A 26,181-nucleotide genomic window follows, 5' to 3' on the forward strand; every position below is an offset into this window, starting at 1 on the left:
ATGTTTGAGTTCCTGATCTGGGTTGCTCTGGTCGTTGCTACGATCATTCCGATGCTCAAGCTGCTGCCGCATTTCGGTATCAACAAGAACTGGGCATATGCGTGCATCGTATCCCCGGTTGTCATTGTGCTGCTGTGGATGATGGCCATGAAGCTGCAAGAGATGGAGCGTCGCTGACATGATGGGCGAACTGATCGTTTTGGGCGCGCTCGGGGTGCTGCTGGCAGGGGCCGCGGCAAAGGCGGCCGAGGCGGAAAAGGTCCGGGTCCGGGCCGAAGCGAAAAAGAAGAAACGGGGGCGTTGATGGACGGCTCAAGATATGATGACGGCAGCACGGACGCGCTGAGCGGAGAACAGAAGATCCGCAACTTCAACATTAACTTCGGCCCGCAACACCCTGCGGCGCACGGGGTTCTGCGTCTTGTTCTTGAGCTGGACGGCGAGATTGTCGAACGCTGCGACCCGCATATCGGCCTGCTGCACCGTGGCACCGAAAAGCTGATGGAAAGCCGGACCTACCTGCAGAACCTGCCGTATTTTGACCGTCTGGATTACGTGGCGCCGATGAATCAGGAACATGCCTGGTGTCTCGCCATCGAGAAGCTGACCGGGGTCGAGGTGCCGCGTCGCGGGTCGCTGATCCGCGTTCTGTATTCCGAGATCGGGCGCATCCTGAACCACCTTCTGAACGTGACCACGCAGGCGATGGACGTAGGCGCGCTGACCCCGCCGCTGTGGGGGTTTGAAGAGCGCGAAAAGCTGATGGTGTTCTATGAACGCGCTTGTGGTGCACGCCTGCACGCGGCCTATTTCCGTCCCGGTGGTGTGCATCAGGACCTGCCGCCGGAACTGCTGGACGATATCGAGGCGTGGAGCCACGAATTCCCCGCCGTTCTCGATGATATCGACGGTCTGCTGACAGAAAACCGCATCTTCAAACAGCGCAACGCCGATATTGGCGTGGTGACCGAGGATGACATTCAGAAATACGGCTTCTCGGGCGTGATGGTGCGCGGATCGGGCCTGGCATGGGACCTGCGCCGCGCGCAGCCCTATGAATGCTATGACGAGTTCGAATTCCAGATCCCCGTCGGCAAGAACGGCGACTGCTATGACCGCTACCTCGTCCGCATGGAAGAGATGCGCCAGTCGCTGTCGATTATCCAGCAGGCCATCGCCAAAATCCGCGACTGCCCCGGTGACGTTCTGGCCCGCGGCAAGATCACCCCGCCGAAACGGTCGGACATGAAGACGTCGATGGAGAGCCTGATCCATCACTTCAAGCTCTACACCGAAGGTTTCCACGTCCCCGCGGGCGAGGTTTACGCCGCTGTTGAGGCGCCCAAGGGCGAGTTCGGCGTCTATCTGGTCGCTGACGGGACCAACAAACCCTACCGCGCCAAACTGCGCGCGCCGGGCTTCCTGCACCTGCAAGCCATGGACCACGTTGCCGGTGGGCACCAACTGGCGGATGTTGCTGCGATCATCGGGACGATGGACGTTGTGTTTGGGGAGATCGATCGGTGAGTTTCACACTCCTCGCCCTGATATTCGCCGGAATTGGCGGCGCGTTCCTGTTGTTGTTGGGAGTCGTTTTCTGGACGAACCCCGCACTTGGGCTTGAGAAAACCGGTCATCATAAGGAAGAATTGCCGCACGTGATGGCGGATCGCTATTTTGCTTTTGCGCTGATCGGGGTTTTTGCGGCCATCTACAAGGATCTCAACGTTGTGCTTGTGTTCTTTGCTGCTTGCGCAGTGATGGCCTTCGTCGACGCTCGAATTTATCACCTTGCGCGGCAAAATATATCGAAACACATGACTGCTGGCGTTTTGTCGGTGATTGCATTCGCAGCCGCCGCTTTGGCCAAAGTGACTGAAGGAGCTGCCTGATGCTTCGCCGCCTCCACCCCGAACAACCCGATAGTTTCGCCTTCACAGCTGCCAACCAGCAATGGGCCGAGGCGCAGGTCACCAAATACCCGGAGGGGCGTCAGGCCAGTGCGGTGATCCCGCTGCTGTGGCGCGCGCAGGAGCAGGAGGGGTGGCTGAGCCGTCCGGCGATTGAATCCGTAGCCGATATGCTGGGCATGGCCTATATCCGCGTGCTTGAGGTGGCTTCGTTCTACTTTATGTTCCAGCTGCAACCGGTCGGCTCGGTGGCGCATATTCAGGTTTGCGGTACGACCTCGTGCATGATCTGCGGGGCTGAGGATCTGATCGCGGTCTGCAAGGAAAAGATCGCTGCCAAGCCGCATGAGCTTTCCGCCGATGGCAAGCTGAGCTGGGAAGAGGTGGAATGCCTCGGCTCTTGCACCAACGCGCCCATGGCGCAGATCGGCAAGGACTACTACGAAGACCTGACCGCTGAGAGCTTTGGCAGGATCATCGACGATCTGGCTGCGGGCAAGGTGCCGGCCCCGGGGCCGCAAAACGGGCGGTACGCTGCGGAACCGCTGAGCGGTCTGACCAGCCTGAACGAGTATGAGACAGGCAAGCCGCAATACAATGCCAGCGTCGAACTGGCGACCGACCTTGGCGACACGGTCAAGCGCATCGACGGGACCGAGGTGCCGATCCTGACCCCCTGGCTGGGCAAGGATGGCAAGGCGGCTGCAACCAAGGCTGCGCCGAAACCACCCAAAGCCCCGGCAACCCCGAAGCCTGCCGTGAAGCAGGCCGAGGAGGCAAAGGCCAAAATTGAGCCGGAAGAGGTAAAGGAAGACCAGCCTGACACGTTGACCGAACCGCGCGACGGCAAGCCGGATGACCTCAAGTTGCTGAAAGGTGTTGGGCCTAAACTGGAAGAGACCCTGAATGATCTGGGTTTCTACCACTATGACCAGATCGCCAGGTGGACATCCGGGCATGTGGCGTGGGTTGACGCGCGGCTGAAGTTCAAGGGCCGGATCGAGCGCGATGGCTGGATCGAACAGGCGGCCAAGCTGGCGGCTGGTGAAGAGACCGAGTTTGCAAAACGTGCCAAAGACGAAGGCACTTATGAGGACTGAGACGGGTGCCCCTTCCGGGCATCGGAATGAGATGGATAAGGACAAGGAACAGGCCATCGCCCGCAAGGGCCGTCATATCGGCATCGTCATTGCCGTGACGATGCTGCTGTGGCTTGCCATGTCCGTAATCGGTCCGCAGCTGGGGCTGCCGGGCCGTTACGCGCTGCTTTTTGATTTCGCCGCTCTGGCGGGATTCATTTATGCGGGCGTCAACATTTTTCAACTCTGGCGCATGCGTCAGGACAGCTGAAGGTAACACGCGATGCTGAAGGATCAGGACAGGATCTTTACCAACATCTACGGGATGCATGAGCGCACGCTGAAAGGCGCGCAGGCCCGCGGGCATTGGGACGGCACCGCTGGCCTGATCGAAAAGGGCCGCGACTGGATCATCCAGACGATGAAGGACTTGGGTCTGCGTGGTCGTGGCGGTGCGGGCTTCCCCACTGGCTTGAAATGGTCGTTCATGCCCAAGGAAAGCGACGGTCGTCCGGCCTATCTGGTGGTGAACGCGGACGAATCCGAGCCCGGCACCTGCAAGGACCGCGAGATCATGCGCCACGATCCGCATACTCTGATCGAAGGCTGCCTGATCGCCTCATTCGCGATGAATGCGCATACCTGCTACATTTACCTGCGTGGCGAATATATCCGCGAGCGTGAGGCGTTGCAGGCGGCGATTGACGAAGCCTATGACGCGGGTCTTCTGGGTAAGAATGCTGCGGGTTCAGGCTGGGATTTCGACCTGTTCCTGCATCACGGGGCCGGGGCCTATATCTGCGGTGAGGAAACCGCCCTGATCGAAAGCCTTGAGGGCAAGAAGGGCATGCCGCGGATGAAACCTCCGTTCCCTGCGGGTGCGGGGCTGTATGGCTGCCCGACCACGGTGAATAACGTGGAATCCATTGCCGTTGTACCGACGATCCTGCGCCGTGGCGCGGATTGGTTCGCGGGCTTTGGCCGTCAGAACAACGCCGGCACCAAGCTGTTTGCGATCTCGGGCCATGTGAACAACCCCTGCGTCGTCGAAGAGGCGATGTCGATCCCGTTCGAACAGCTGATCGAGACCCATTGCGGCGGCATTCGCGGCGGCTGGGACAATCTGTTGGCGGTGATCCCCGGCGGGTCGTCGGTTCCTTGTGTGCGCGGTGAGAATATGCGCGATGCGATTATGGATTTCGACCATTTGCGCAACGACCTGGGCTCGGGCCTTGGAACCGCAGCGGTGATCGTGATGGACAAATCCACCGATATCATCAAGGCAATCTGGCGTCTGTCCAAATTCTACAAGCACGAAAGTTGCGGCCAATGTACGCCGTGCCGCGAAGGCACCGGCTGGATGATGCGCGTGATGGACCGTCTGGTGCGTGGTGAGGCTGAACTGGAAGAGATCGACATGCTGTTTGATGTCACCAAGCAGGTTGAAGGTCACACGATCTGCGCCCTTGGCGACGCGGCGGCCTGGCCTATTCAGGGCCTGATCCGCAACTTCCGTGAAGAAATCGAAGACCGCATCAAGGCTCAGAAGTCGGGTCGTATGGGTGCGATGGCAGCGGAGTAAATCTCATGGATGTTTTTGCAGAATATGGCCACGCGGTCGCTTCGGTTGTGACATTCACCCTGATCGTCCTGTTCATGTCCCCGTTCACGGCCCTGGCCAAACAGGGCAAGGGTCTGGCACCCGGAGCGACACCGGAGCAGGACTATTCGGACAAAGCCTATCGGCTGAACCGCGCCTATCTGAACGCAACCGAGACTTTGCCGGCCTTCATCGCCGTTACGGTCGCGGCCATTCTGATGGGGGTCAGCCCGTTCTGGGTGAACCTGTTGGCCTCGGTCGCGCTGGTATCGCGGCTGGCGATGCTGTTCGTGCATATCCGCGGCGTCGGAAAGCCGCACAGTGGTGTGCGCTCGGTTCTCTATGTTATTGGCTGGGCCTGCATGATGGTTGTGGGCCTGATGGCGTTGGTGGCGGCGTTTTGATGGCAATGCGTGGCACTCAACGGCTGGCGCAAGTCAGTCCAACCAGAAAACGCACGGGACTGCTCAGCGCCCTGGTCGCCCTGTCGGTTGTTTCGGCATGCGGGATTGTGACGCCGTCCGACGATCGGATTCTCTTTGACGGCAAGTCTTTTCGGGCCAAGGCGAAACCGGTTGATAAGAAAGTTTCGCCGGCGGACTTTACCGTTGTCGTCAACGGTGTGTCGTCGTCACTGGACGGTGCGCGCGAGGCCGGGCGTTACGAAGGGATCAAATTTTGCATCGCGAATTTCGGCTCGTCCAGAATTGAATGGCAGGTCGGGCCGGATACGGAACCTCAGAGCCTTCGCATCAGCGACGACCAACTGACTTTTGCGGGAACCTGCCAGCGGCCATGAAGCGGTTTATCGCATATCACACCATGACGCGGGCGGTGTTATTGCATAGCAACCCGGCCATCGCTCGTCTTGGGTTTCCCAAGACGAAAGGAATTGTCATGTCTGGTATGAAAACGCTTGCCTTGCTGTCGGTGCTGACCGTCCCTGCGATTGCCGAGGCCAAACCGCCCTTGCGCGATGTCAAGGAGATCGACAACGAGCTCTATTACATCGCCATCGCAAACGAGATTTCGGAATTCTGCCCGTCGATCAGCGGGCGCCGGATGAAGGCGATCGGTGTGATGTGGGGGCTGCGGTCGAAGGCGAACAAACTGGGGTATACGGACAAAGAAATCCGGGCCTACGTGGACTCGGACGCCGAAAAGGACCGGATGCGTGCCAAGGGCGAGGCTTATCTGGCCCAGAACGGCGTCACATACGAAAACCCCAATTCCTTCTGCTCGCTGGGGCAGAAGGAAATAGAAAGAAACAGCGCCATTGGCGTGTATTTGAGGGCGAATTGACGGATGGGACTCAAGGCAATGAAGGCGGGAATTCTGGCATTGGCTTTGCCGCTGGGTTTGGCTGCGTGTGAAACAACAACCACTGCCGCAACGGATGATGCAGTGTCTCGCGCCGAATTCCGCAAGGAAATTCCGCCTGAATTGTATAAGTTGGCGTTTGCCAACGGGATGGCCGAGCAAATCGCTGCAGGTTGCCCATCCATATCTCTGAACCGAAGTCAGGTGTTCAAAAGCATGAAGTCGCTTTCCGACAAATTGGAAGCCCAAGGGTACCAAAAAAGCGACTTTGAATACTTCACCAAAAATGCGCCACGTAAGCGTATCCAAGATGACGCAATCCGCTATGTCCAGGAAATCGGAATAGTCATCGGCGAACCAAGTACCATGTGTGCCGCCGGAAAACGCGAGATCGCCAACGGTACTGCTATCGGCGCATTCCTGAAAGGCTAACGTAACCATGTCTGACCTCCGCAAAGTAAATATCGACGGGCAGGAAATCGAAGTCGACGGTGCGATGACCCTGATTCAGGCTTGTGAGCAAGCCGGGGTCGAGGTGCCGCGTTTCTGCTATCACGAACGTCTGTCGATTGCCGGGAACTGCCGGATGTGTCTGGTTGAGGTTGTAGGTGGTCCGCCGAAACCGGCGGCCTCTTGCGCGATGCAGGTGCGAGATCTGCGCCCGGGTCCGGAAGGTCAGCCTCCGGTGGTCAAGACGAATTCGCCCATGGTCAAGAAGGCCCGTGAAGGGGTGATGGAGTTCCTGCTGATCAACCATCCGCTGGATTGCCCGATCTGCGATCAGGGCGGCGAATGCGATCTTCAGGATCAGGCGATGGCTTATGGCATGTCGGGCACGCGCTTCAAGGAAGCCAAGCGCGCGGTCGATGATCTGGATCTGGGGCCGCTTGTTGGCACCGCGATGACCCGTTGCATCAGCTGCACCCGCTGTGTGCGTTTTACCACCGAAGTCGCCGGGATTACCCAGATGGGCCAGACCGGGCGAGGTGAGGATGCCGAGATCACCTCGTATCTGAACCAGACGCTGGATTCGAACATGCAGGGCAACATCATCGACCTGTGCCCGGTTGGGGCGCTGACCTCGAAACCCTATGCCTTTACCGCACGGCCTTGGGAACTGACCAAGACCGAGAGCATCGATGTGATGGACGCCCTGGGTTCCAATATTCGCGTGGACACCAAGGGGCGTGAAGTCATGCGCTTTCTGCCGCGCAACCATGACGGCGTGAACGAGGAATGGATCAGCGACAAGACCCGCTTTGTCTGGGATGGTCTGCGCCGTCAGCGTCTGGACAAGCCCTATGTGCGCGAAAACGGCAAGCTGCGCCCGGCCACCTGGGCCGAGGCGCTGAGCAAGGCTGCTGAGGCGCTGAAAGGCGCCGAGAAACCGGCGGGGATTGTCGGTGATCTGGCTTCGGTTGAAGCCACGTTTGCACTGAAACAGATGATCGAAGGGCAGGGCGGTGTTGTTGAATGCCGCACCGATGGTGCCAAACTGCCTGCGGGCAACCGGGGTGCCTACGCCGGGACCGCAGCCATCGAGGATATCGACAGTGCCGAGCGTATCCTGCTGATCGGCACCAACCCGCGCGATGAAGCTCCGGTTTTGAACGCGAGAATTCGAAAAGCATGGGCGCATGGGGCCAATGTGGCTCTGGTTGGTCCGGCGGTCGATCTGACCTATGAATACACTCATGTTGGTGATGACCGCGCAGCCTTGCAAAATGTGGTCGACATGGGCGGGGATGATGAAATCAGGGGCAAAGCCTCGCTGGTCATCGTCGGGCAGGGTGCTTTGCAAGAGGCTGACGGCGCCGCCGTTCTGGCCGCCGCACAGACCATCGCTGCGAATACTGAAAGTGGTCTGATCGTTCTGCACACGGCGGCCTCACGCGTTGGCGCGATGGATGTAGGTGCCACCAACGACGGCGGTATGGACGCGATAAGCGCTGCGGACGTGATCTATAACCTCGGCGCGGACGAAGTGGAAATCGGCGAGGGTGCCTTTGTCATCTATCAGGGCAGCCATGGCGACAGGGGCGCGCATCGTGCTGACGTGATCCTGCCGGGCGCCGCGTATACCGAGGAAAACGGTCTGTTCGTGAATACCGAAGGTCGTCCGCAACTGGCGATGCGCGCGGGCTTTGCGCCGGGTGAGGCAAAAGAGAACTGGGCGATCCTGCGTGCCCTGTCTGCCGAGCTGGGCGCGACGTTGCCCTATGACTCGCTGGCGCAGCTGCGCACCGCGCTGGTCGAGGCGGTACCGCATCTGGCCCGCATCGACGAGGTGATCGGGAACGAGGTTCAGGCGCTGGACGCCGCCGCGCTTGGCAAGGCCACGTTCCGCAATGCGGTCAAGGATTTCTACCTGACCAATCCGATAGCCCGCGCCTCGCAACTGATGGCTGAGCTGTCGGCGCAGGCGCAGGCCCGCAATTCCGGGAAGATTGCGGCGGAATGAACCAGACCGGTTTCATATCGCAGATCGGCCCGCACAGTGCCGGGCGGCAGAAGACCGCGGCTGAATTGCGTGTGGAACTGAAGAAAAAGGGTGGCGCAATGGCGGCGGATGCTGTTTACACCAACGCGCCGACCCAGCCGCTCGTGGCGCAGGCATCTGGCCTGAGAATCACGCGCGGAAAACGGAATACCCACGGTGTGAGGACCAATGGCTGAATTCTTTAACACCCCAGGCGGAATAGCCATCATCATTCTGGCGCAAGTGCTTGCCGTTGTTGCCTTTGTGATGATCTCGCTGTTGTTCCTTGTTTATGGCGACCGCAAGATCTGGGCCGCCGTCCAGATGCGCCGTGGCCCCAATGTGGTGGGCGTCTATGGCCTGCTGCAATCGGTGGCGGATGCGCTGAAATATGTGGTTAAAGAAGTGGTCATACCCGCCGGGGCCGACCGTACCGTGTTCATCCTTGCGCCGCTGACCTCCTTCGTGCTGGCGATGATTGCCTGGGCGGTCATCCCGTTCAACGACGGCTGGGTGCTGTCGGATATCAACGTTGCGATCCTTTATGTTTTTGCCGTCTCCTCGCTTGAGGTTTATGGCGTGATTATGGGCGGTTGGGCGTCGAACTCAAAGTACCCGTTCCTTGGCTCGCTGCGCTCAGCGGCTCAGATGATTTCTTACGAAGTGTCCATCGGCCTGATCATCATCGGTGTGATCATCTCGACCGGCTCGATGAATTTCGGCGACATCGTGCACGCGCAGGATGGCCGGTTCGGGTTCTTCAGCTGGTACTGGCTGCCGCATTTCCCGATGGTCTTCCTGTTCTTCATCTCGGCGCTGGCCGAGACCAACCGCCCGCCGTTTGACCTGCCAGAGGCGGAATCAGAACTGGTCGCGGGCTATCAGGTCGAATACTCGGCTACGCCGTTCCTGCTGTTCATGGCCGGCGAATACATTGCCATCTTCCTGATGTGCGCGCTGACGTCGCTGCTGTTCTTCGGCGGCTGGCTGTCGCCGATCCCGGGCCTGCCGGACGGCGTGCTGTGGATGGTCGCCAAGATGGCGTTCTTCTTCTTCATCTTTGCGATGGTCAAGGCCATCACACCCCGCTACCGCTATGACCAACTGATGCGGCTGGGCTGGAAGGTGTTCCTGCCATTCTCGCTGGCCTGGGTGGTGTTCGTGGCCTTCGCGGCGAAATTCGACTGGTTCTGGGGCGCATTCGCCCGTTGGAGCGTAGGAGGCTGATTATGACCCAAATCGACTACACCCGCGCCGCCAAATACTTCCTTTTGCAAGACTTCTGGGTCGGCATGAAACTGGGGCTGAAGTATTTCTTTGCCCCTAAAGCCACCGTGAACTACCCGCACGAAAAGGGTCCACTCAGTCCCCGGTTCCGTGGTGAGCACGCGCTGCGCCGCTATCCGAATGGCGAAGAACGCTGCATCGCCTGCAAACTGTGCGAGGCGATCTGTCCGGCCCAGGCCATCACCATCGACGCCGAACCGCGCGAAGACGGCAGCCGCCGCACCACACGCTATGACATCGACATGACGAAATGCATCTATTGCGGTTTCTGCCAGGAGGCGTGCCCGGTCGATGCCATCGTCGAAGGCCCGAACTTCGAATTTGCAACGGAAACCCGGGAAGAGCTGTTCTACGACAAGGAAAAACTGCTGGATAACGGTGAACGCTGGGAAGCCGAGATTGCCCGCAATCTGGAAATGGACGCGCCATACCGATGAACGACAGCCCGACAAATCCGTTCGAGCTGATGATGAAGCAGGCTCAGGAAATGGCCAAGGCGATGAACCCGGCTATGGAGAATTTCTCGCCCAAAGGGTTCGAGGCGTTGTGGCCGACCATGCCGAAAGAGGTCATGGAGATGATGTTCGGCAACACCGTCAACAAAGACGGGCTGGATGCCAAAACTCGCCTGCTGCTGACACTGGCGGGGCTGACCTGTCAGGGCGCGCAGGCGGATGCGGCGGTGCGCCAGACCGTGCGCCATGCTTTGGAAGCGGGTGCAAAGAATCAAGAGATCGTGGAAACGATCGGTCAGATGTCGGTCTTTGCCGGCATCCCGGCCATGACCCGCGCGCTGGATCTGGCGCAAGAGGTCATGGGCGACAACGAGGATGAGGATCAATGACCGTCTTTGCCTTCTATCTGTTTGCCATCAGCGCCATCACCGGCGGGCTGTTCACGGTGATCAGCCGCCAGCCGGTGCACTCGGTGCTGTGGCTGATCCTGTCCTTCCTGTCCGCGGCGGGGCTGTTCGTGCTGCTGGGGGCCGAGTTCGTGGCGATGCTGCTGATCATCGTCTATGTGGGCGCGGTCGCGGTACTGTTCCTGTTCGTGGTGATGATGCTGGACGTGGACTTTGCCGAGCTCAAGGCCGAGATGGCGCGCTATATGCCGCTGGCTTTGCTGATCGGTCTGGTCATCCTGATGCAGTTCGTCATGGCCTTCGGCGCATGGGACAGCGCACAAGGCGCGGCGGCCAATCTGGCCCAGCCGGTTCCAGCAGACCGCCACAACACCGAGGCGCTCGGCGTCATCCTTTATGATCAATACTTCCTTCTGTTCCAGCTGGCGGGCCTGATCCTGCTGGTCGCCATGATCGGCGCCATCGTGCTGACCCTGCGCCACCGCCAGGACATAAAACGTCAGGACATCATCGGCCAGATGATGCGCGACCCGGCCAAGGCGATGGAGTTGAAGGACGTGAAACCGGGGCAGGGGTTGTGATACGGAGCTTGCTCATAACGCTGGCATTCATGCTTTTGGCGACGAACGCGATGGCATGTATGGCAGAAGTCGACCCAACTTGGCGAGACGAACCAATCTCTGTTGCTTCGGATGGTAGTTTCAAGCACGCGGAAGATGAGGCCTTTAGTCAGCTGTTTGGCGGTAAGATTGTAAATTTGGGCGATGGACGCATAGCGCAAAGGATCACGTCAGATCACCCTTGCGGCCTACGCGAATTCCTCCTCTTTGCCGATTGCCGTCAAGCCAATGTTGTAGAAGTCGTGGGCGCTGAAAACCCGGATCAACCTGCCGGATGGGGCGACGATCTCATTGACTTAATTCAAGTCCCGATTGGGGTTATAGATGTGAGAAAAATCACTTCTGTGGAAGAACTTATCTCAATTGCCTACGAGAACGACTACAGAATTAACCTGAATGTAGAAAGACATGTTGCGAATATGAAACGCCGCAACAGATACGATCCATTCAACGGCTGCAAACTCTACTACCCCGACTTGCCAGGAGCGAAGCTATGATCGGACTTGAACACTATCTTACGGTCGCGGCGACGCTGTTCGTCATCGGCATCTTCGGTCTCTTCCTGAACCGCAAGAACGTCATCATCCTGCTGATGAGCATCGAGTTGATGCTGCTGGCAGTGAATATCAACCTTGTGGCGTTTTCCAGTTTCCTCGGCGATCTGGTCGGGCAGGTGTTTACGCTGTTCGTCCTGACCGTTGCGGCGGCCGAGGCGGCGATAGGTCTGGCCATTCTGGTCTGTTTCTTCCGCAACCGCGGCACTATCGCGGTTGAAGATGTCAACATGATGAAGGGGTAAGGGATTATGGAAACCACCATCCTCTTTGCCCCGCTGGTGGGCGCTCTGCTCTGCGGGTTCGGCTGGAAGTTCATTGGCGAAAAGGCCGCCATGTGGACCGCCACGGGCCTGCTGTTTCTGGCCTGTCTTCTGTCGTGGATCGTGTTCTTCACCTTTGATGGACAAACCCAGCAGATCGAGGTCATGCGCTGGATCGAGAGCGGGTCGCTGTCGACAAGCTGGGCGGTGCGTCTGGACCGTCTGACCGCGATCATGCTGATCGTGGTGACGACGGTCTCGGCACTGGTACACCTCTATTCCTTCGGCTACATGGATCACGACCCGCAATGGCGTGAGGGCGAAAGCTATAAGCCGCGCTTCTTTGCCTATCTGTCCTTCTTCACCTTTGCCATGCTGATGCTGGTGACGGCGGACAATCTGGTTCAGATGTTCTTTGGTTGGGAAGGCGTGGGCCTCGCCTCATACCTGCTGATCGGGTTCTATTACCGGAAACCTTCTGCCAATGCCGCGGCGATCAAGGCGTTCATCGTCAACCGGGTGGGTGACTTTGGATTTGCGCTGGGGATTTTCGCTCTGTTTTTCCTGACGGACAGCATCAATTTCTCGGACATCTTCGCGTCGGCCCCGACCTTGGCGGAGACGCAACTGCACTTCCTGTGGGGTGAGTGGACCGCGATCGAAGTCATCTGTGTGCTACTGTTCATCGGTGCGATGGGTAAGTCGGCACAGCTGATCCTGCACACGTGGCTGCCGGATGCGATGGAAGGTCCGACGCCTGTGTCAGCGCTGATCCACGCCGCGACCATGGTGACCGCGGGTGTATTCCTGGTCTGCCGCATGTCGCCGCTGATGGAATTCGCACCGGGTGCGACCGGGTTCATCACCGTGCTGGGCGCCTCGACCGCGTTCTTTGCCGCGACCGTGGGTCTGGTTCAGACCGACATCAAGCGCGTCATCGCCTATTCGACCTGTTCGCAACTGGGCTATATGTTCGTGGCTGCGGGTGTCGGCATGTATTCGGCGGCGATGTTCCACCTGTTCACGCACGCCTTCTTCAAGGCGCTGTTGTTCCTTGGCGCCGGCTCGGTGATCAACTCGATGCATCACGAGCAGGAGATGACCGAGTATGGCGGCCTGCGGAAAAAGATCCCCTATACATTCTGGGCGATGATGATCGGTACACTGGCCATCACTGGCGTGGGTATTCCCCTGACGACGTTTGGCTTCGCCGGTTTCCTATCCAAGGACGCCATCATCGAAAGCGCCTATGCGGGTGGTTCGGCCTATGGCTTCTGGCTGCTGGTGATCGCGGCTGCGTTCACGTCGTTCTACAGCTGGCGTCTGATCTTCCTGACCTTCTATGGTGAGCCGCGCGGCGACAAGCACACGCATGAGCATGCGCATGAAAGCCCGATGACCATGCTGGTGCCGCTGGGTGTGCTGTCGCTGGGTGCTGTCTTTGCGGGCATGATCTGGTACGGCAATTTCTTTGGCCACGCGGACAAGGTCGGCAAGTTCTATGGCATTCCGGTTGCCGAAGCGTCAGAACATGCCGAGGCAGATGCACATGCCGACACGGCCCAGGCGGATGACAGCCATGCCGACGACGGTCACGGTGAAGAGGCCGCGCATGATGAGAAGGCCGAGAAGGGTGGCGATCATCACTATGTCTTTGCGGGTGAGCCGGGCGAGGGTGCAATCTATATCGCGCCGGACAATCACATTCTGGACGACGCGCACGCCGCTCCGAAATGGGTCAAGGTATCACCGTTCGTGGCTATGCTGCTTGGCTTTGTTGTCGCGTACTGGTTCTACATCGTGAACACGTCGCTGCCGGCGCGTCTGGCCGCGAACCAGCGCCCGCTGTACCTGTTCCTGCTGAACAAGTGGTACTTTGACGAGATTTACGATGCGATCTTTGTCAAACCCACCGTCGCGCTTGGCCGGTTCCTGTGGAAACGCGGCGATGGCAACACGATTGACGGCTTCCTGAACGGGGTCGCGATGGGCGTTGTTCCCTTCTTCACCCGCCTCGCGGGCAAGGCACAGACAGGCTACATCTTTACTTACGCCTTCTGGATGGTTCTGGGTATTGCTGCCCTGGTCACCTGGATGTCGATCGGCGGAGGCGCGCACTAATGGATAATATCCTCTCCATCGTCACCTTCATCCCCGCCGTGGCGGCAGGCATTCTGGCCCTGTTCCTGCATGGCGAGGACGCGGCCGCGCAGCGCAACGCGAAGTGGGTTGCGCTGGTTGCGACCACGGTGACTTTCCTTGTTTCGATCGGCATCTATACCGGCTTTGATCCGTCAAACACCGGCTTCCAGATGGTGGAAGAAGGCGAGTGGCTGATGGGCCTGAAATACAAGATGGGCGTTGACGGGATCAGCGTTCTGTTTGTGCTGCTGACCACCTTCATCATGCCGCTGACCATTCTGGCCAGTTGGCAGGTAACCGACCGTGTCAAGGAATATATGATCGCTTTCCTGTTGCTTGAAACGCTGATGCTGGGCGTGTTCATGGCACTGGATCTGGTGCTGTTCTACCTGTTCTTCGAGGCCGGTTTGATCCCGATGTTCCTGATCATCGGTGTCTGGGGCGGCAAGGACCGGATCTATGCCAGCTTCAAGTTCTTCCTCTACACTTTCCTCGGCTCGGTGCTGATGCTGGTGGCAATGGTTGCGATGTATTCCGATGCGGGAACCACGGATATCGAGGCATTGATGAGCCATCAGTTCTCGTCCGAAGGGTTCAGCGTTCTGGGCATTTACGTCGTAGGCGGCTTGCAGACGCTGATGTTCCTGGCCTTTTTTGCCTCGTTTGCCGTGAAGATGCCAATGTGGCCGGTGCACACCTGGCTACCCGACGCGCACGTTCAGGCGCCGACGGCTGGCTCAGTTGTGCTGGCGGCGATCCTGCTGAAAATGGGCGGTTACGGCTTCCTGCGGTTCAGCCTGCCGATGTTTCCTGTGGGCTCAGCCGTGATGACCGATCTGGTGCTGTGGATGTCGGCGATTGCTGTCGTCTACACCTCGCTGGTGGCGCTGGTGCAGGAGGACATGAAAAAGCTGATCGCTTATTCCTCGGTCGCCCACATGGGCTTTGTGACCATGGGGATTTTCGCAGCAAACCAGCAGGGCGTGGACGGGGCAATCTTCCAGATGCTCAGCCACGGGTTCATTTCGGCCGCGCTCTTCCTGTGTGTTGGCGTCATCTATGACCGGATGCACACCCGCGATATCGAGGCTTATGGCGGTCTGGTCATTCGTATGCCTGCCTATGCGCTGGTCTTCATGCTGTTCACGATGGCCAATGTCGGCCTGCCGGGCACATCCGGGTTCATCGGCGAATTCCTGACGCTGATGGGCGCGTTCCAGGTCAACACCTGGGTGACGGCTGTGGCGGCCTCTGGTGTGATCTTTTCGGCGGCTTATGCGCTGTGGCTGTACCGTCGGGTCGTGTTCGGCGATCTGATCAAGGAAAGCCTCAAGGCGATGACGGATATGAGCTCGCGCGAGCGGCTGATCTTTGCGCCGCTGATCGTGATGACCATTCTGCTGGGCGTATACCCGTCGCTGGTGACCGATGTGATCGGCAACTCGACCGCCGCGCTGATTTCGAACTATGACACGGCTCTGGCCGCGGCTGAGATCGCGACCCAGACGGCCGCATCGCATTAAGGGAGCTTCGGAGACATGATCCAGGCTGATCTGACAATAATCCTGCCGGAAATCGTTCTGGCCGTGTATGCGATGGCCGCCCTGATCGGGGCCGTCTACACGACGAAGGACGGGCTGGCGCCGGTTCTGGTCTGGGCGACTGCAGGGCTGATGGCGCTGCTGTCCTTCTGGATCGCCACCAATGGTGATGGCACCAACGTGGCTTTCAACGGCATGTTCGTCGATGATGGATTCTCGCGCTTTGCCAAGGTCGCGATCCTGCTATCCGCCGCAGCCGTTCTGGTGATGAGCCAGGATTACATGACCCGCCGCGGGTTGTTGCGGTTCGAATACCCGCTGCTGGTTGCGCTTGCTGCCGTGGGCATGATGATGATGGTCAGCGCAGGCGATCTGATGTCCCTGTACATGGGATTGGAACTGCAGTCGCTGTCGCTGTATGTCGTGGCCGCGCTGCGCCGCGACAGCGCCAAATCCACCGAGGCGGGTTTGAAATACTTCGTTCTTGGTGCGCTCAGCTCGGGCCTTTTGCTGTACGGCGCGTCGCTGGTCTACGGCTTCACGGGAACCACGCTATTCTCGGGTATCATCCAGACGGTGCATCACGGCGACGTTTCGGTCGGCCTGCTGTTTGGTCTGATCTTCCTGATCTCGGGCCTTGCATTCAAGGTCTCGGCTGTGCCGTTCCATATGTGGACGCCGGACGTCTACGAAGGTTCGCCCACGCCGATCACCGCTTTTTTTGCCACGGCGCCAAAAGTGGCTGCGATGGCCTTGTTTGCACGCCTGATGCATGACGCCTTTGGCGGTATCGTCAAGGACTGGCAGCAGGTGATCGTGCTGCTGTCGGTTCTGTCGATGCTGCTGGGTGCCGTTGCAGCGATTGGTCAACGCGACATCAAGCGTCTGATGGCATTCTCGTCGATTGCCCATATGGGGTATGCGCTGATTGGTTTGGCGGCCGGCACCGAGATGGGCATCAAGGCAATGCTGATGTATCTGGCGATATACGTGACAATGAATATCGGCACCTTTGCCTTCATCCTGATGATGGAGCGCGACGGCAAGCCGGTCACGGATATCGACGCGTTGCGTCAGTATTCCAAGCGCGACCCGGGCAAAGCTCTGGCCGTTCTGATCCTGATGTTCAGCCTTGCGGGCGTGCCGCCGATGCTGGGTTTCTTTGCCAAGTTCGGTGTCTGGCAGGCGGGCGTCAGCGCAGGTCTGACTGGTCTGGTCATCGTGTCGGCCATCGCGTCGGTCATCGGCGCATTCTATTACCTGCGGATCGTGTTCTACATGTATTTCGGGGACGAGAACGAAGATCCGATCGAAACACATTCCACGCCGGTATTGTGGGTTGCCCTGATGGGCTCGGCCGCGCTGATGCTGGTTGGCGTGTTCTATCAGTTCGGCATCGAAGGCGCGGCGGCTGCCGCGGCGGCAACACTTGTCAACTGATGGGATGGCCTTTCAGGCGCAGGGGGCTCGGTCGCCAGACCGGGCCTTCTTGGCATGACGGACTGGCCGCAGGGGTATGGCCTGCATGTCCTGCAGGAAGTTGACAGCACTCTGAACGAGGCTGCCCGGATTGCCCCGACAATCCAGGGACCGGTGTGGATCATGGCCCACAGCCAGACAGCGGCCCGGGGGCGACGGGGGCGGGCCTGGGCGAACCCCAGGGGCAATCTGGCGGCGACGCTTCTGATGCGTCCCGAAGGCAACCCGGAACAGGCTGCCTTACGCAGCTTTGTCGCGGCGCTGGCTCTGTTTGATGCCTGTGTCGCGGTTACCGGACGGGCAACCGGTCTTTCGCTCAAATGGCCCAATGACGTACTTTTGAATGGTGGAAAACTGGCCGGCATTCTGTTGGAAAGCACAGGTCAGGGGCGTGGCATTTCGCATTTGGCCATCGGGATTGGTGTAAACCTCTCGGAAGCGCCGCCGCCGCACGCGGTCGAAGCGGGCGCGGTCCGGCCTGTTTCGCTGTTGTCGGAAACAGGGGTCGATGTCACCCCCGAGGATTTTCTGACGGAACTCGCGGTATCCTATGCAGATTTCGAGCACCAGTTCGTCACGTACGGGTTTGAACCCATCCGAACCGCCTGGCTGACCCGCGCGGCCCGTTTGGGGCAGGTGATCACCGCCCGGACGGCCGCGTCCGAGACGGTTGGAACCTTTGAAACAGTGGACGCAAGCGGCAACCTTGTCTTAAACACGGCCAAAGGACGCGTCAGCATTCCTGCGGCGGATGTGTTTTTCTGAAAGGGGCTCAGATGCTTCTGGCAATCGACTGCGGCAACACCAATACGGTATTCTCGATCTGGGATGGCGAGAAGTTCCTGTGCACGCTGCGCACCTCGACCCACCATTCCCGCACGGCGGACGCATATTTCACTTGGTATTCCACGCTGGTGAAACACTACGGGATCGAGGCCGACATCACGGATGTGGTCATCGCTTCGACCGTTCCGCGTGTGGTGTTCAACCTGCGCATTTTTTCTGATCGCTTCTTCGGCTGCCGCCCGCTGGTAGTGGGCAAGCCCGAGTGCCTTCTGCCTGTGGCCCCGCGGATTGATGAGGGCACGATCCCCGGCCCGGACCGTCTGGCCAACGCGGTTGGCGCGTTTGACCGTCATGGCGGCGACGTGGTGGTGGTTGATTTCGGAACGGCGACCAATTTCGACGTTGTCGCCTCGGACGGGGCCTATGTCGGGGGCATCATCGCGCCCGGTGTGAACCTCAGCCTCGAAGCGCTTCATCAGGGGGCGGCGGCGCTGCCGCATATCGACATCACGCGCCCGGAAAAAGTGATTGGCACAAATACGGTTGGCTGCATCCAGTCTGGCGTGTATTGGGGCTATTCCGGGTTGATCGAAGGGTTGATTGCCCGCATCAGGGCGGAATATGGAATGCCGATGAAAATCGTCGGCACCGGGGGGCTTGCGCCTCTGTTCGATCAGGCCGATGTCGGGTTTGACGCGATCGAAGATGATCTGACGATGCACGGGCTGACCGTGATACATCGCTATAACAAGGATAATGGCTCGACATGAGCAGTGAACGACTGATCTATCTGCCGCTGGGCGGTGCAGGCGAAATTGGCATGAACGCGTATGTCTACGGCTATGGCAGGCCGGGGCAGGAGCGTCTGATCCTGGTGGATCTGGGGGTTACTTTTCCCGACATGGACACGACGCCGGGCGTCGATCTGATCCATGCCGATATTTCGTGGTTGCAGGAACGGGCCGACCGGCTGGAAGCAGTGTTCATCACCCACGCGCACGAAGATCACGTGGGCGCCGTTGCCCATTGTTACGATGCGTTGGGTGCGCCGGTCTATGCCCGCGCCTTTACCGCCAACATCGCCCGTCGCAAGATGGACGAACACGGCCATCCCGAGGACGCGGTGCGAACCGTTTCCGCCTGGCCCGAACAGGTTTCAGTTGGTCCCTTTTCCGTCGGATTCCTGCCCGTCTCGCATTCCATCCCGGAAAGCGCCGCGCTGGTGATTGATACCCCCGCGGGGCGCATTGTGCATTCCGGCGATTTCAAGCTGGACGCGAACCCCGTGGTCGGCGAGCCTTTTGACCCTGACTTGTGGGCCGAGGTTTCCAGAACCGGCGTCAAGGCGCTGGTCTGTGACAGCACCAACGTGTTTTCCACCCATGCCGGACGCTCGGAATCCGAAGTTGGGCCCGAGATCACAAGTCTGGTGGAAAATGCCGAAAGCATGGTGGTTGCGACCACTTTTGCTTCGAACGTGGCACGGGTGAAGACGCTGGCCGAAGCGGGCCAAAGGGCCGGGCGGTCGGTCGTGTTGCTGGGGCGCGCGATGCGGCGGATGATCGAAGCAGCGACGGAAACCGGAATTCTTACCGATTTTCCCAAGGTCATCAGTGCCGAAGAGGCGGTAGATCTGCCGCGCGAGAGCCTGATGCTGATTGTAACCGGCAGTCAGGGTGAACGACGCGCCGCCAGCGCGCAACTGGCGCGGGGCAAGTATCGCGGGCTGGAACTGAAGGAAGGCGATCTGTTCCTGTTCTCGTCCAAGACCATCCCCGGAAACGAGCGTGGCGTGATCTTCATCATCAACCAGCTCAGCGAAAAGGGCGTGGATGTGGTCGATGACAGCTCGGGCCTGTATCACGTTTCAGGTCATGCCAACCGCCCGGACCTAGAAAAGGTGCATGCGCTTGTCGATCCCCAGATGGTCATCCCGATGCACGGCGAACACCGCCATCTGCGGGAACACGCCAAACTGGCCGAAGCTGGCGGGCGCACTGGAATCCTGGCAGTCAACGGCACCATGCTGGATCTGACCGGCAACGCGCCAGAGGTTGTGGACTATGTCGAAACCGGGCGGACCTATCTGGACGGAACCGTCAAGATCGGTGCATTGGACGGTGTGGTGCGCGACCGTATCCGCATGGCGCTGAACGGTCATGTGACTGTCACTGTTATACTGGATGACGAGGATGAACCGCTGGGCGAACCCTGGTGCGACACGATGGGCCTGCCCGAGATCGGATCATCCCGCGCCGCGCTGGTCGAGGTTCTGGAAGAGGACCTGAATCAGTTCCTCATGCGCGCTGACGCCAAGACATTGCGCGACGACGACAAGCTGGAAGAAGCCATGCGCCGCATCGTTCGCCAGACCGCAAGGGACGAGATTGGCAAAAAGCCCGAGGTGACGACGGTAATCAGCCGGATGAAATAACCGGCGCGGATCAGTCGGTTTCGGGCATCGGGTACCCTTTGAGCTGCAGAAACAGGCTTGCTTCCTGATTGTGCTGATAAAACGGTACGGTTTCGGGCGGCTCGGTGCTGGTGATCCGCGCGGCGATTTCGGCCAGAACAACTTCGGTGATAAATGGCAGGTCCAGATCGCGCGCCCGGTCGAGCGGGACCCATTGCAGATGGGACAACTCGTCAGACGCGCGGCTGAAATCGTCCAGATCGCCCTGAATTGCCTGCGCATCCGCCAGAAAGAACCGTGCATCGAAGCGACGCGAACGGCCCGGCGGGGTCACGGCGCGGAACACAAATTGCAAGGCCCGCGCCGCGGGCTGAAACCCCATTGACGCAAAGCTCTGCCAGTTGTCGGGGAGGGGGCCTTGCCATTCGCCGGGGTCACCCAGGACCAGACCGGTTTCCTCCCACAACTCACGGATCGCCGCAGCAGCCAGCGCAGTCTGCAATGCAGGTTGTGAGTCCTCGGCCAACCGGGCGTTGCACAGGGCAGGAAGCCCGGTGGACAGGGTTACATCGGCATCTGTTGCATCTACGGCACCGCCCGGAAACACGAACTTATTCGGCATGAACGCAGCTTTGGCGCCTCTTTGCCCCATCAGGATCGATGGTTCGGTCAGGCGGTCACGCAGGACGATGATCGTCGCTGCATCCCGTATCGCTGATTTGTCTTCGGTCATGCGCAGCGCGACCCGTCCGCCCGGATCATTGCGCTTTTTCGAACCCGTGCATGCGGCGTGCCCATTGATAGGCGACGACAGCCCCCTTCATGCGCGGCAGCAGGAACAGCGACAAGGCGGTGCAGCCAATGGCAAAGATCAGGAACATGGTCATCGGCTCGGGACGCCATTCCACATATGTCACATGCAGGGCCGGGGCCAGCAGGTGACCGACCAACAAAATGGTCAGATAGGCCGGGCCGTCATCCGCCCGGTGATGAAACAGCTCCTGACCGCATTTGGCACAGCTGTCATTCACCTTCAGGTAGCCATGCAACAGCTTGCCTTCGCCGCATTTCGGGCAGCGACAACGGAACCCTTTGACCAGCGCTGGCCATGTCGGGCGGTCGTTCTCGGTCGTGGTGTCGATCGTTTGATCTGTCATTTTGATACTCGCGCGTTCGATTTCGGGGGATATTGCGCTTGTTTTGCCCCGCAGAAAAGGGGGGTGCGTCGCTTTGCGCCGCAGCAAATCACCGGACCCCCTGAAATTGAACGCAAAGCACCGGGAAATTTTTTGCCATTTTCGCGACGGAACCTGCCACCTTGACCGTTTTAACCTATGTGAGCAGCGGCAAAAGGGCCGCAAAACAAAGGGAATACGATATGAACAGCGCCAAATTCATTCCGGCCATCCTGATCTCGGCTTTGGCCATCACAGGCACCTCGGTTCTGGCTGCCGGGCCCAGGGATCGCGAACCGGTGACCTTTCAGGAACTGGACGCCAATGGCGATGGCCAGGTGACGCGTGAAGAACTGCAGGCCCACAGGAATCAGCGTTTCGCTGATGCCGATGCCAATGGCGACGGTCAGTTGAGCGTCGAGGAAATGCAGGCCGCCGGTCAGCAGAAGGTCAATGATCGCGTGACCAAGATGTTCGAACGGCACGACGCCAATGAGGACGGATTTCTGACCGAGGACGAGTTGCCCAAGCCGCGGCGTGCTGGCAAGATGTTTGACCGTATCGACGCAGATAACGACGGGTCGATCTCGGAACAGGAATTTGCCGATGCAAAAGACAGGATGGGCCGGCATCACAAAAAGCGCGACAAGGCGGGCTCTGACGACAGCTGATGAAGGATGGAGGATCTGACCTCCCCGATACAAGATGTTCGCGGCGCGCGCAGTGCCGCGGACGATTTCGGTGACGAAACGCTGCTGCGGAGGTTTGCCGAAGGCGATGCCGTTGCTGCGCGCATGCTGACGGACCGTCTGGGTCCGCGCAGTTTTTCTGTGGCTCTGCGCATATTGGGGAACCGGGCCGAGGCTGAAGACGTGACGCAGGAAGCGATGATGCGGTTGTGGAAAATGGCTCCGAACTGGGTTTCCGGACAGGCCAAGGTTTCGACATGGTTGTATCGCGTCACGCTGAACCTTTGCGTGGACGCAAGACGCAGGAAACGCCCCGACAGGCTGGCGGATGTGCCGGAACCGGAAGACGCTGAGCCTAGTGTGGCGGAACGGATGCAGGACATGGCGCGCAAGGATGCGCTTCAGGTTGCGTTGTCGCAACTGCCCGAGCGGCAGAGACAGGCCGTGGTCTTGCGGCATATCGAAGAATTGCCCAACCCCGAGATAGCAGGGATCATGGGCATTTCGACCGAAGCGGTGGAAAGTCTTACGGCACGTGGAAAGCGGGCATTGACGGCCATACTGGCCGGACGGCGACACGAACTGGGGTATGATGATGGCTGAAAACGATACGGAACTGGATCAGTTGTTTGCCCAGGCTCGGCAAAACCGGTCCGAGTTGCCGGACGATCTTGCGGTGCGCATTCTGACGGATGCCGAGGCCGTGCGCCTTGAACGGGTGTCGTCGAAAACGCGGCCGCGCCGTTCAGCATGGGCGCGTGTGCTCGACGGGATCGGCGGCTGGCAGAGCATGGGCGGACTGGTCGCAGCCAGTGCCGCAGGCGTCTGGATCGGGTTTTCGGCACCGGAGTTTCTGCCTGATCCGGCTGCGTATATCTACGCACAGGATGTCAGCTTTGTCGTCGCAGACCTGGGTCTGGACACTACTTTTCTGGAGGACGCGGAATGAGCGATAATCCCAAGCCAAAAAGAAGGTGGATATCGGTTCTGCTGACCATTTCGCTGGCCCTGAACCTTTTGATCGTCGGAGTTGCACTGGGCACTGTGTACCGGGTCAAAGGCGGCGATCACGGCAAGGCGCCGCCCGGATTCGGTTCGGCCCTGTACCGTGCATTGCCCAAGGATGACCGGACAGCCCTGCGTGGCGAACTGTCTGATCGGCATCTGAAGGGCGCCAAACTCAGATCGGCCGACTTCCAGGCCCTCAGCGCGGTCTTGCGCGCCGAACCCTTTGAACCGGCTGCCGTTCAGGTGCTGCTGCAGCAACAGGCGCAATCAATGGCCGACATGCAGGTGGCCCTGCAGGAGAAGTGGTTGGCCCGCGTTACCGAGATGAGCGACGACGAGCGGCAATTGTATGCCGACCGGCTGGAGGATGTGGTGCATCGCCGGTCGCATTGGCGAAAGAAAAGGGACTGAACCCCGTCTTATGCTGCGGCCTGCCTGACCCGCACCTGATTGCGCCCGGCCGATTTTGCCGCATAAAGGGCAGTGTCTGCTGATTTTATCAGGCGTTCCAATGGCGCGGGCTGATGCGAATGCGGGGCTTGCCCGGGGCGGGTTGCGATCACGCCGATACTGATGGTGACTGGTATCGGGACCGGAGCGTCGGGCAGGTCGAACGGTATCTGACGGATACACTTGCATAGCTTTTTGGCGAGTTTGACCGCCTTGTCCTGAGTGGTGTCTGAGAGCCCAATCATGAACTCCTCTCCTCCGATGCGGGCAACGAATCCAGCGGCCCCGACGGCTTGTTGCATCCGTGCGGCCGCTTCGGCCAGCACCCGGTCACCGCCGGTATGTCCGAACCGGTCGTTGATCGCCTTGAAGTGATCCAGATCGGCGAGCATCACCGCAAAACCCCGTCCGGTTTGCGCAGATTTATGGGCGATCTTGTCCAGGGCACGCATCGCGTACCGCCGATTGTGCAACCCGGTCAGAGGGTCCACCCAGGATTGGGCGATACCGCGACGCAACGAGGCCCGCATCTGGTCGACCCGCGCCTTTCGGGCAATCTGGTTTTCCAGCCGCAACATGGTCTCTTCGGCGCAGAAAGAGCCGACACACACTGAATCCGCCCCGCGATCCAGCGCCTCGGACGCCAGATCGGGGTTCTCGCTTTCCAGAATTCCGATCAGAACGGTGTGCCGCGTTGCCCCGCGCGATTTCAGGTCGGCCAGCAGGTTCAATTCCGACGGGCTTGCGCCCAGTTCGATCACGATGGCGTCCGGCACCGGCCCACTCAGCAGGCCGTGAAGGTTTGTCGGGGCATGTGTGCTGAACTGGTGCCGCGCGTTTTTGGACAGGGCCATTTGCCAAGCGGCACCTGTACGCGACGTCTGCGTCAGAATCGCAACCCGGGCCGCCTCTGGGCGCGTGACCAGGGGCGCGGCGGGTTCCGCAAAACCAACGGGTTGCGCTCCGTTGCTTGCCTGCAAATCCTGAGCTTCAGCACGCGCCCGCAGCAGGCTGCGCACCCGGGCAAGCAGAAACGTGTCTTTGTACGGATGAGCGAGAACGTCGTCCAGACCATCCGCCAAAGCCTTCAGTCTGGCCGCCTTGTCGTTCTGCGGAGCAATCGCAACCACGGGAACGTCAGTCAGATCGGGGTCGGCGGTGACCAGCCGCTTGACATCTGCGGCCGTGCCATCCGGCAGGCTGTGCGAAGTCAGCACCAGATCGGGTTTCACGCGCCGCAAAAGCCCATCGAGGCCCCTCAGCCTTTCACCCGGCACGACGTGATACCACGCCGCCGTCAGCTGAACCTTCAACATGATGCGATTGGTCGAAGTCCCGTCGAGGACAAGGATAGTACCCTGCACGGACATATCAGTCACCGTTGATTGCATGCGTTGCCAAAGTGTTTATGAGTTTGGTTAACAAACCCTTTCCAAGTACCGATCCGGGGTCTCATTTATGCCAATCTCTGCCCAATCCGCTGAAACGCTGGCCCTGAATGTTCTGGGTTGGCTGGTCGGGAACGATGAATTGCTGCCCGTATTTCTGGGGTCGACCGGCGCATCGGCCGGCGAATTGCGGGACAGGGCGGCCGAGCCTGAGTTCCTGGGGTCAGTGCTTGAGTTTCTGATGCTTGACGATTCGTGGGTAGTCGCCTTTTGTGACGCCAATTCCGTGCCTTACGAACTGCCCGGTCAGGCCCGCGCGGTTCTGTCCGGGGGTGCGGATGTTCACTGGACCTGACCCAACAACTTTGCAGGAGCATGCAATGCCCATCGACGCGATCCTGTTCGACAAGGACGGAACCCTGTTTGACTTTGCCAACACGTGGGGGGCGTTCGGACGCAACGTGCTGCTGCGGCTGTCTGGCGGAGATATTGCGCGTGCAACCGAGCTGGGCCGCGTCATCGGTTTCGATCTGGAACAGCTTGTCTATGCCCCGGACAGCATCGTCATAGCCGGAACCGTCGAAGAGATTGCCGAAGTGCTGGCACCCCACATGCCGGAATTGTCAGATGCGGATCTGATCGACCTTCTGAACACGGAATCAGCCTCTGCGCCTCAGGCCCCGGCGGTTCCGCTGGTGCCGTTTCTGGACGGGTTGCGTCAGGAGGGTTTCAAGCTGGGGGTTGCCACCAATGATGGCGAGATGCCCGCGCTGCGGCATCTGGCGTCGGTTGGTATTCGCGACCATTTCGATTTCGTCGCCGGCTATGACAGCGGTCACGGGTTCAAGCCGGGTCCGGGGCAACTGCTGGCATTTGCGGCCCATGTCGGCGTCGCGCCAAGCCAGGTTGCGATGGTCGGCGACAGTCTGCACGATTTGCAGGCAGGGCGCGCGGCCGGAATGACGACAATCGGGGTTCTGACCGGGCTGGCACCGGCTGACGCGCTGGCCCCGATGGCGGATGTCGTTCTGCCGGATATCGGGCACATCCCCGGCTGGCTGGCACAAAGCTGACTGCCCGCGCGTCAAATTCGGCGGTTCGGGATTTGAAACCGACATAGGTTGTCGCAGACAGAG

34 protein-coding genes are annotated in these 26,181 nt (G+C 59.6%); 31 read left to right on the top strand and 3 right to left on the bottom strand.

Features of this window, described 5'->3' with window-relative positions:
• From ACXAC3_RS09440 to ACXAC3_RS09560, 25 genes are all read left to right on the top strand, one after another.
• Positions 1 to 177, top strand: coding sequence for a hypothetical protein (locus ACXAC3_RS09440; protein ID WP_475159133.1), 177 nt, complete (start codon positions 1 to 3; stop codon positions 175 to 177).
• 1 nt (position 178) lies between these two features.
• A complete protein-coding gene (locus ACXAC3_RS09445; RefSeq protein WP_475159136.1) occupies positions 179 to 304 on the top strand; it encodes a hypothetical protein in 126 nt (41 codons plus the stop codon).
• Positions 304 to 1,527, top strand: coding sequence for an NADH-quinone oxidoreductase subunit D (locus ACXAC3_RS09450; RefSeq protein WP_475159138.1), 1,224 nt, complete (start codon positions 304 to 306; stop codon positions 1,525 to 1,527). The genes ACXAC3_RS09445 and ACXAC3_RS09450 overlap by 1 nt, the downstream gene beginning before the upstream one ends.
• Entirely contained in the window at positions 1,524 to 1,892 is a 369-nt protein-coding gene (locus tag ACXAC3_RS09455) for a hypothetical protein (protein ID WP_475159140.1), read from the top strand. The genes ACXAC3_RS09450 and ACXAC3_RS09455 overlap by 4 nt, the downstream gene beginning before the upstream one ends.
• Positions 1,892 to 3,010, top strand: a complete 1,119-nt coding sequence (gene nuoE / locus ACXAC3_RS09460; RefSeq protein ID WP_475159143.1) for an NADH-quinone oxidoreductase subunit NuoE — start codon at positions 1,892 to 1,894, stop codon at positions 3,008 to 3,010. The genes ACXAC3_RS09455 and nuoE overlap by 1 nt, the downstream gene beginning before the upstream one ends.
• 31 nt (positions 3,011 to 3,041) lie before the next feature.
• The gene (locus tag ACXAC3_RS09465) at positions 3,042 to 3,260 is read left to right on the top strand and encodes a DUF5337 domain-containing protein (RefSeq protein WP_475163396.1); all 219 of its coding nucleotides are present in this window, start codon (positions 3,042 to 3,044) and stop codon (positions 3,258 to 3,260) included.
• A gap of 12 nt (positions 3,261 to 3,272) precedes the next feature.
• Entirely contained in the window at positions 3,273 to 4,571 is a 1,299-nt protein-coding gene (gene nuoF / locus ACXAC3_RS09470) for an NADH-quinone oxidoreductase subunit NuoF (RefSeq protein WP_475159147.1), read from the top strand.
• A 5-nt stretch (positions 4,572 to 4,576) separates the two neighbouring features.
• Positions 4,577 to 4,993: an MAPEG family protein gene (locus tag ACXAC3_RS09475; protein WP_475159148.1), complete on the top strand. Its 417-nt coding sequence runs from the start codon at positions 4,577 to 4,579 to the stop codon at positions 4,991 to 4,993.
• Positions 4,993 to 5,388: a hypothetical protein gene (locus ACXAC3_RS09480; RefSeq protein ID WP_475159152.1), complete on the top strand. Its 396-nt coding sequence runs from the start codon at positions 4,993 to 4,995 to the stop codon at positions 5,386 to 5,388. The genes ACXAC3_RS09475 and ACXAC3_RS09480 overlap by 1 nt, the downstream gene beginning before the upstream one ends.
• A 98-nt stretch (positions 5,389 to 5,486) precedes the next feature.
• Positions 5,487 to 5,891 carry a DUF5333 domain-containing protein gene (locus ACXAC3_RS09485; RefSeq protein WP_475159154.1) on the top strand — a complete coding sequence of 135 codons (405 nt, stop codon included), beginning with the start codon at positions 5,487 to 5,489 and terminating at the stop codon, positions 5,889 to 5,891.
• A 3-nt stretch (positions 5,892 to 5,894) separates the two neighbouring features.
• A complete protein-coding gene (locus tag ACXAC3_RS09490; RefSeq protein WP_475159156.1) occupies positions 5,895 to 6,341 on the top strand; it encodes a DUF5333 family protein in 447 nt (148 codons plus the stop codon).
• A 7-nt stretch (positions 6,342 to 6,348) separates the two neighbouring features.
• Positions 6,349 to 8,370, top strand: a complete 2,022-nt coding sequence (gene nuoG, locus ACXAC3_RS09495; RefSeq protein ID WP_475159158.1) for an NADH-quinone oxidoreductase subunit NuoG — start codon at positions 6,349 to 6,351, stop codon at positions 8,368 to 8,370.
• Entirely contained in the window at positions 8,367 to 8,585 is a 219-nt protein-coding gene (locus ACXAC3_RS09500) for a hypothetical protein (RefSeq protein WP_475159160.1), read from the top strand. Before nuoG ends, ACXAC3_RS09500 begins: the two co-directional genes overlap by 4 nt.
• The gene (nuoH, locus tag ACXAC3_RS09505) at positions 8,578 to 9,615 is read left to right on the top strand and encodes an NADH-quinone oxidoreductase subunit NuoH (RefSeq protein WP_475159162.1); all 1,038 of its coding nucleotides are present in this window, start codon (positions 8,578 to 8,580) and stop codon (positions 9,613 to 9,615) included. Before ACXAC3_RS09500 ends, nuoH begins: the two co-directional genes overlap by 8 nt.
• Positions 9,616 to 9,617: 2 nt before the next feature.
• The gene (gene nuoI / locus ACXAC3_RS09510; protein ID WP_039524264.1) at positions 9,618 to 10,112 is read left to right on the top strand and encodes an NADH-quinone oxidoreductase subunit NuoI; all 495 of its coding nucleotides are present in this window, start codon (positions 9,618 to 9,620) and stop codon (positions 10,110 to 10,112) included.
• Complete coding sequence (locus ACXAC3_RS09515) at positions 10,109 to 10,519, top strand: carboxymuconolactone decarboxylase family protein (RefSeq protein WP_475159167.1); 411 nt, start codon at positions 10,109 to 10,111, stop codon at positions 10,517 to 10,519. Before nuoI ends, ACXAC3_RS09515 begins: the two co-directional genes overlap by 4 nt.
• Positions 10,516 to 11,118, top strand: a complete 603-nt coding sequence (locus tag ACXAC3_RS09520) for an NADH-quinone oxidoreductase subunit J (protein WP_039534292.1) — start codon at positions 10,516 to 10,518, stop codon at positions 11,116 to 11,118. Before ACXAC3_RS09515 ends, ACXAC3_RS09520 begins: the two co-directional genes overlap by 4 nt.
• Positions 11,119 to 11,177: 59 nt before the next feature.
• Positions 11,178 to 11,654, top strand: coding sequence for a hypothetical protein (locus ACXAC3_RS09525; protein ID WP_475159173.1), 477 nt, complete (start codon positions 11,178 to 11,180; stop codon positions 11,652 to 11,654).
• Positions 11,651 to 11,956, top strand: coding sequence for an NADH-quinone oxidoreductase subunit NuoK (gene nuoK / locus ACXAC3_RS09530; RefSeq protein WP_005984024.1), 306 nt, complete (start codon positions 11,651 to 11,653; stop codon positions 11,954 to 11,956). Before ACXAC3_RS09525 ends, nuoK begins: the two co-directional genes overlap by 4 nt.
• A 6-nt stretch (positions 11,957 to 11,962) precedes the next feature.
• Positions 11,963 to 14,095, top strand: a complete 2,133-nt coding sequence (gene nuoL, locus ACXAC3_RS09535; RefSeq protein WP_475159178.1) for an NADH-quinone oxidoreductase subunit L — start codon at positions 11,963 to 11,965, stop codon at positions 14,093 to 14,095.
• On the top strand, positions 14,095 to 15,639 hold the full coding sequence (locus ACXAC3_RS09540) for an NADH-quinone oxidoreductase subunit M (protein WP_475159180.1): 1,545 nt from the start codon (positions 14,095 to 14,097) through the stop codon (positions 15,637 to 15,639). The genes nuoL and ACXAC3_RS09540 overlap by 1 nt, the downstream gene beginning before the upstream one ends.
• Before the next feature lie 15 nt (positions 15,640 to 15,654).
• Positions 15,655 to 17,097: an NADH-quinone oxidoreductase subunit NuoN gene (gene nuoN / locus ACXAC3_RS09545; RefSeq protein WP_475159181.1), complete on the top strand. Its 1,443-nt coding sequence runs from the start codon at positions 15,655 to 15,657 to the stop codon at positions 17,095 to 17,097.
• Between the two features lie 54 nt (positions 17,098 to 17,151).
• Complete coding sequence (locus ACXAC3_RS09550) at positions 17,152 to 17,901, top strand: biotin--[acetyl-CoA-carboxylase] ligase (RefSeq protein ID WP_475159182.1); 750 nt, start codon at positions 17,152 to 17,154, stop codon at positions 17,899 to 17,901.
• A gap of 11 nt (positions 17,902 to 17,912) precedes the next feature.
• Positions 17,913 to 18,692 carry a type III pantothenate kinase gene (locus tag ACXAC3_RS09555; RefSeq protein ID WP_475159184.1) on the top strand — a complete coding sequence of 260 codons (780 nt, stop codon included), beginning with the start codon at positions 17,913 to 17,915 and terminating at the stop codon, positions 18,690 to 18,692.
• Positions 18,689 to 20,356: a ribonuclease J gene (locus ACXAC3_RS09560; RefSeq protein ID WP_475159186.1), complete on the top strand. Its 1,668-nt coding sequence runs from the start codon at positions 18,689 to 18,691 to the stop codon at positions 20,354 to 20,356. The genes ACXAC3_RS09555 and ACXAC3_RS09560 overlap by 4 nt, the downstream gene beginning before the upstream one ends.
• A gap of 10 nt (positions 20,357 to 20,366) precedes the next feature.
• On the opposite strand, the gene ACXAC3_RS09565 is transcribed toward ACXAC3_RS09560, so the two are convergent.
• On the bottom strand, positions 20,367 to 21,068 hold the full coding sequence (locus ACXAC3_RS09565; protein ID WP_475159187.1) for an NUDIX hydrolase: 702 nt from the start codon (positions 21,066 to 21,068) through the stop codon (positions 20,367 to 20,369).
• Positions 21,069 to 21,093: 25 nt separating this feature from the next.
• On the bottom strand, positions 21,094 to 21,492 hold the full coding sequence (locus tag ACXAC3_RS09570) for a DUF983 domain-containing protein (RefSeq protein WP_475159188.1): 399 nt from the start codon (positions 21,490 to 21,492) through the stop codon (positions 21,094 to 21,096).
• A 221-nt stretch (positions 21,493 to 21,713) separates the two neighbouring features.
• Between ACXAC3_RS09570 and ACXAC3_RS09575 the strand changes: the two genes are divergently transcribed.
• Genes ACXAC3_RS09575 through ACXAC3_RS09590 form a run of 4 tightly spaced genes read left to right on the top strand, consistent with a single transcriptional unit; the run spans position 21,714 to position 23,618 of the window.
• On the top strand, positions 21,714 to 22,181 hold the full coding sequence (locus ACXAC3_RS09575) for an EF-hand domain-containing protein (RefSeq protein WP_475159190.1): 468 nt from the start codon (positions 21,714 to 21,716) through the stop codon (positions 22,179 to 22,181).
• A 6-nt stretch (positions 22,182 to 22,187) separates the two neighbouring features.
• Positions 22,188 to 22,802, top strand: coding sequence for an RNA polymerase sigma factor (locus ACXAC3_RS09580; RefSeq protein WP_475159191.1), 615 nt, complete (start codon positions 22,188 to 22,190; stop codon positions 22,800 to 22,802).
• On the top strand, positions 22,795 to 23,148 hold the full coding sequence (locus tag ACXAC3_RS09585) for a hypothetical protein (protein ID WP_475159192.1): 354 nt from the start codon (positions 22,795 to 22,797) through the stop codon (positions 23,146 to 23,148). Before ACXAC3_RS09580 ends, ACXAC3_RS09585 begins: the two co-directional genes overlap by 8 nt.
• Positions 23,145 to 23,618 carry a periplasmic heavy metal sensor gene (locus ACXAC3_RS09590; protein WP_475159194.1) on the top strand — a complete coding sequence of 158 codons (474 nt, stop codon included), beginning with the start codon at positions 23,145 to 23,147 and terminating at the stop codon, positions 23,616 to 23,618. The genes ACXAC3_RS09585 and ACXAC3_RS09590 overlap by 4 nt, the downstream gene beginning before the upstream one ends.
• 8 nt (positions 23,619 to 23,626) lie before the next feature.
• On the opposite strand, the gene ACXAC3_RS09595 is transcribed toward ACXAC3_RS09590, so the two are convergent.
• Positions 23,627 to 25,027: a diguanylate cyclase gene (locus tag ACXAC3_RS09595; RefSeq protein ID WP_475159197.1), complete on the bottom strand. Its 1,401-nt coding sequence runs from the start codon at positions 25,025 to 25,027 to the stop codon at positions 23,627 to 23,629.
• Positions 25,028 to 25,115: 88 nt separating this feature from the next.
• Here ACXAC3_RS09595 and ACXAC3_RS09600 point away from each other — a divergent pair, with 88 nt between their 5' ends.
• Positions 25,116 to 25,400, top strand: a complete 285-nt coding sequence (locus tag ACXAC3_RS09600; RefSeq protein ID WP_475159200.1) for a DUF3572 domain-containing protein — start codon at positions 25,116 to 25,118, stop codon at positions 25,398 to 25,400.
• A gap of 25 nt (positions 25,401 to 25,425) precedes the next feature.
• Positions 25,426 to 26,118: an HAD family hydrolase gene (locus tag ACXAC3_RS09605; RefSeq protein ID WP_475159201.1), complete on the top strand. Its 693-nt coding sequence runs from the start codon at positions 25,426 to 25,428 to the stop codon at positions 26,116 to 26,118.
• Positions 26,119 to 26,181: the final 63 nt, after the last annotated feature.

This window comes from Ruegeria sp. ABV4_181 (genome assembly GCF_056158465.1).

Excerpts from the sequence above, each read along its gene's own strand:
- nuoK (WP_005984024.1), top strand. The coding sequence starts at position 11,651 with ATGATCGGACTTGAACACTATCTTACGGTCGCGGCGACGCTGTTCGTC.
- ACXAC3_RS09450 (WP_475159138.1), top strand. The coding sequence starts at position 304 with ATGGACGGCTCAAGATATGATGACGGCAGCACGGACGCGCTGAGCGGA.
- ACXAC3_RS09500 (WP_475159160.1), top strand. The coding sequence starts at position 8,367 with ATGAACCAGACCGGTTTCATATCGCAGATCGGCCCGCACAGTGCCGGG.
- ACXAC3_RS09480 (WP_475159152.1), top strand. The coding sequence starts at position 4,993 with ATGGCAATGCGTGGCACTCAACGGCTGGCGCAAGTCAGTCCAACCAGA.
- nuoL (WP_475159178.1), top strand. The coding sequence starts at position 11,963 with ATGGAAACCACCATCCTCTTTGCCCCGCTGGTGGGCGCTCTGCTCTGC.
- ACXAC3_RS09590 (WP_475159194.1), top strand. The coding sequence starts at position 23,145 with ATGAGCGATAATCCCAAGCCAAAAAGAAGGTGGATATCGGTTCTGCTG.
- ACXAC3_RS09445 (WP_475159136.1), top strand. The coding sequence starts at position 179 with ATGATGGGCGAACTGATCGTTTTGGGCGCGCTCGGGGTGCTGCTGGCA.
- ACXAC3_RS09605 (WP_475159201.1), top strand. The coding sequence starts at position 25,426 with ATGCCCATCGACGCGATCCTGTTCGACAAGGACGGAACCCTGTTTGAC.
- ACXAC3_RS09515 (WP_475159167.1), top strand. The coding sequence starts at position 10,109 with ATGAACGACAGCCCGACAAATCCGTTCGAGCTGATGATGAAGCAGGCT.
- ACXAC3_RS09575 (WP_475159190.1), top strand. The coding sequence starts at position 21,714 with ATGAACAGCGCCAAATTCATTCCGGCCATCCTGATCTCGGCTTTGGCC.
- ACXAC3_RS09550 (WP_475159182.1), top strand. The coding sequence starts at position 17,152 with ATGACGGACTGGCCGCAGGGGTATGGCCTGCATGTCCTGCAGGAAGTT.
- ACXAC3_RS09565 (WP_475159187.1), bottom strand. The coding sequence starts at position 21,068 with ATGACCGAAGACAAATCAGCGATACGGGATGCAGCGACGATCATCGTC.
- nuoG (WP_475159158.1), top strand. The coding sequence starts at position 6,349 with ATGTCTGACCTCCGCAAAGTAAATATCGACGGGCAGGAAATCGAAGTC.
- ACXAC3_RS09540 (WP_475159180.1), top strand. The coding sequence starts at position 14,095 with ATGGATAATATCCTCTCCATCGTCACCTTCATCCCCGCCGTGGCGGCA.
- nuoH (WP_475159162.1), top strand. The coding sequence starts at position 8,578 with ATGGCTGAATTCTTTAACACCCCAGGCGGAATAGCCATCATCATTCTG.
- ACXAC3_RS09525 (WP_475159173.1), top strand. The coding sequence starts at position 11,178 with ATGGCAGAAGTCGACCCAACTTGGCGAGACGAACCAATCTCTGTTGCT.
- ACXAC3_RS09585 (WP_475159192.1), top strand. The coding sequence starts at position 22,795 with ATGGCTGAAAACGATACGGAACTGGATCAGTTGTTTGCCCAGGCTCGG.
- ACXAC3_RS09520 (WP_039534292.1), top strand. The coding sequence starts at position 10,516 with ATGACCGTCTTTGCCTTCTATCTGTTTGCCATCAGCGCCATCACCGGC.
- ACXAC3_RS09490 (WP_475159156.1), top strand. The coding sequence starts at position 5,895 with ATGGGACTCAAGGCAATGAAGGCGGGAATTCTGGCATTGGCTTTGCCG.
- nuoN (WP_475159181.1), top strand. The coding sequence starts at position 15,655 with ATGATCCAGGCTGATCTGACAATAATCCTGCCGGAAATCGTTCTGGCC.
- nuoE (WP_475159143.1), top strand. The coding sequence starts at position 1,892 with ATGCTTCGCCGCCTCCACCCCGAACAACCCGATAGTTTCGCCTTCACA.
- ACXAC3_RS09465 (WP_475163396.1), top strand. The coding sequence starts at position 3,042 with ATGGATAAGGACAAGGAACAGGCCATCGCCCGCAAGGGCCGTCATATC.
- ACXAC3_RS09475 (WP_475159148.1), top strand. The coding sequence starts at position 4,577 with ATGGATGTTTTTGCAGAATATGGCCACGCGGTCGCTTCGGTTGTGACA.
- nuoI (WP_039524264.1), top strand. The coding sequence starts at position 9,618 with ATGACCCAAATCGACTACACCCGCGCCGCCAAATACTTCCTTTTGCAA.
- ACXAC3_RS09560 (WP_475159186.1), top strand. The coding sequence starts at position 18,689 with ATGAGCAGTGAACGACTGATCTATCTGCCGCTGGGCGGTGCAGGCGAA.
- ACXAC3_RS09440 (WP_475159133.1), top strand. The coding sequence starts at position 1 with ATGTTTGAGTTCCTGATCTGGGTTGCTCTGGTCGTTGCTACGATCATT.
- nuoF (WP_475159147.1), top strand. The coding sequence starts at position 3,273 with ATGCTGAAGGATCAGGACAGGATCTTTACCAACATCTACGGGATGCAT.
- ACXAC3_RS09580 (WP_475159191.1), top strand. The coding sequence starts at position 22,188 with ATGGAGGATCTGACCTCCCCGATACAAGATGTTCGCGGCGCGCGCAGT.
- ACXAC3_RS09485 (WP_475159154.1), top strand. The coding sequence starts at position 5,487 with ATGTCTGGTATGAAAACGCTTGCCTTGCTGTCGGTGCTGACCGTCCCT.
- ACXAC3_RS09600 (WP_475159200.1), top strand. The coding sequence starts at position 25,116 with ATGCCAATCTCTGCCCAATCCGCTGAAACGCTGGCCCTGAATGTTCTG.
- ACXAC3_RS09595 (WP_475159197.1), bottom strand. The coding sequence starts at position 25,027 with ATGTCCGTGCAGGGTACTATCCTTGTCCTCGACGGGACTTCGACCAAT.
- ACXAC3_RS09570 (WP_475159188.1), bottom strand. The coding sequence starts at position 21,492 with ATGACAGATCAAACGATCGACACCACGACCGAGAACGACCGCCCGACA.
- ACXAC3_RS09555 (WP_475159184.1), top strand. The coding sequence starts at position 17,913 with ATGCTTCTGGCAATCGACTGCGGCAACACCAATACGGTATTCTCGATC.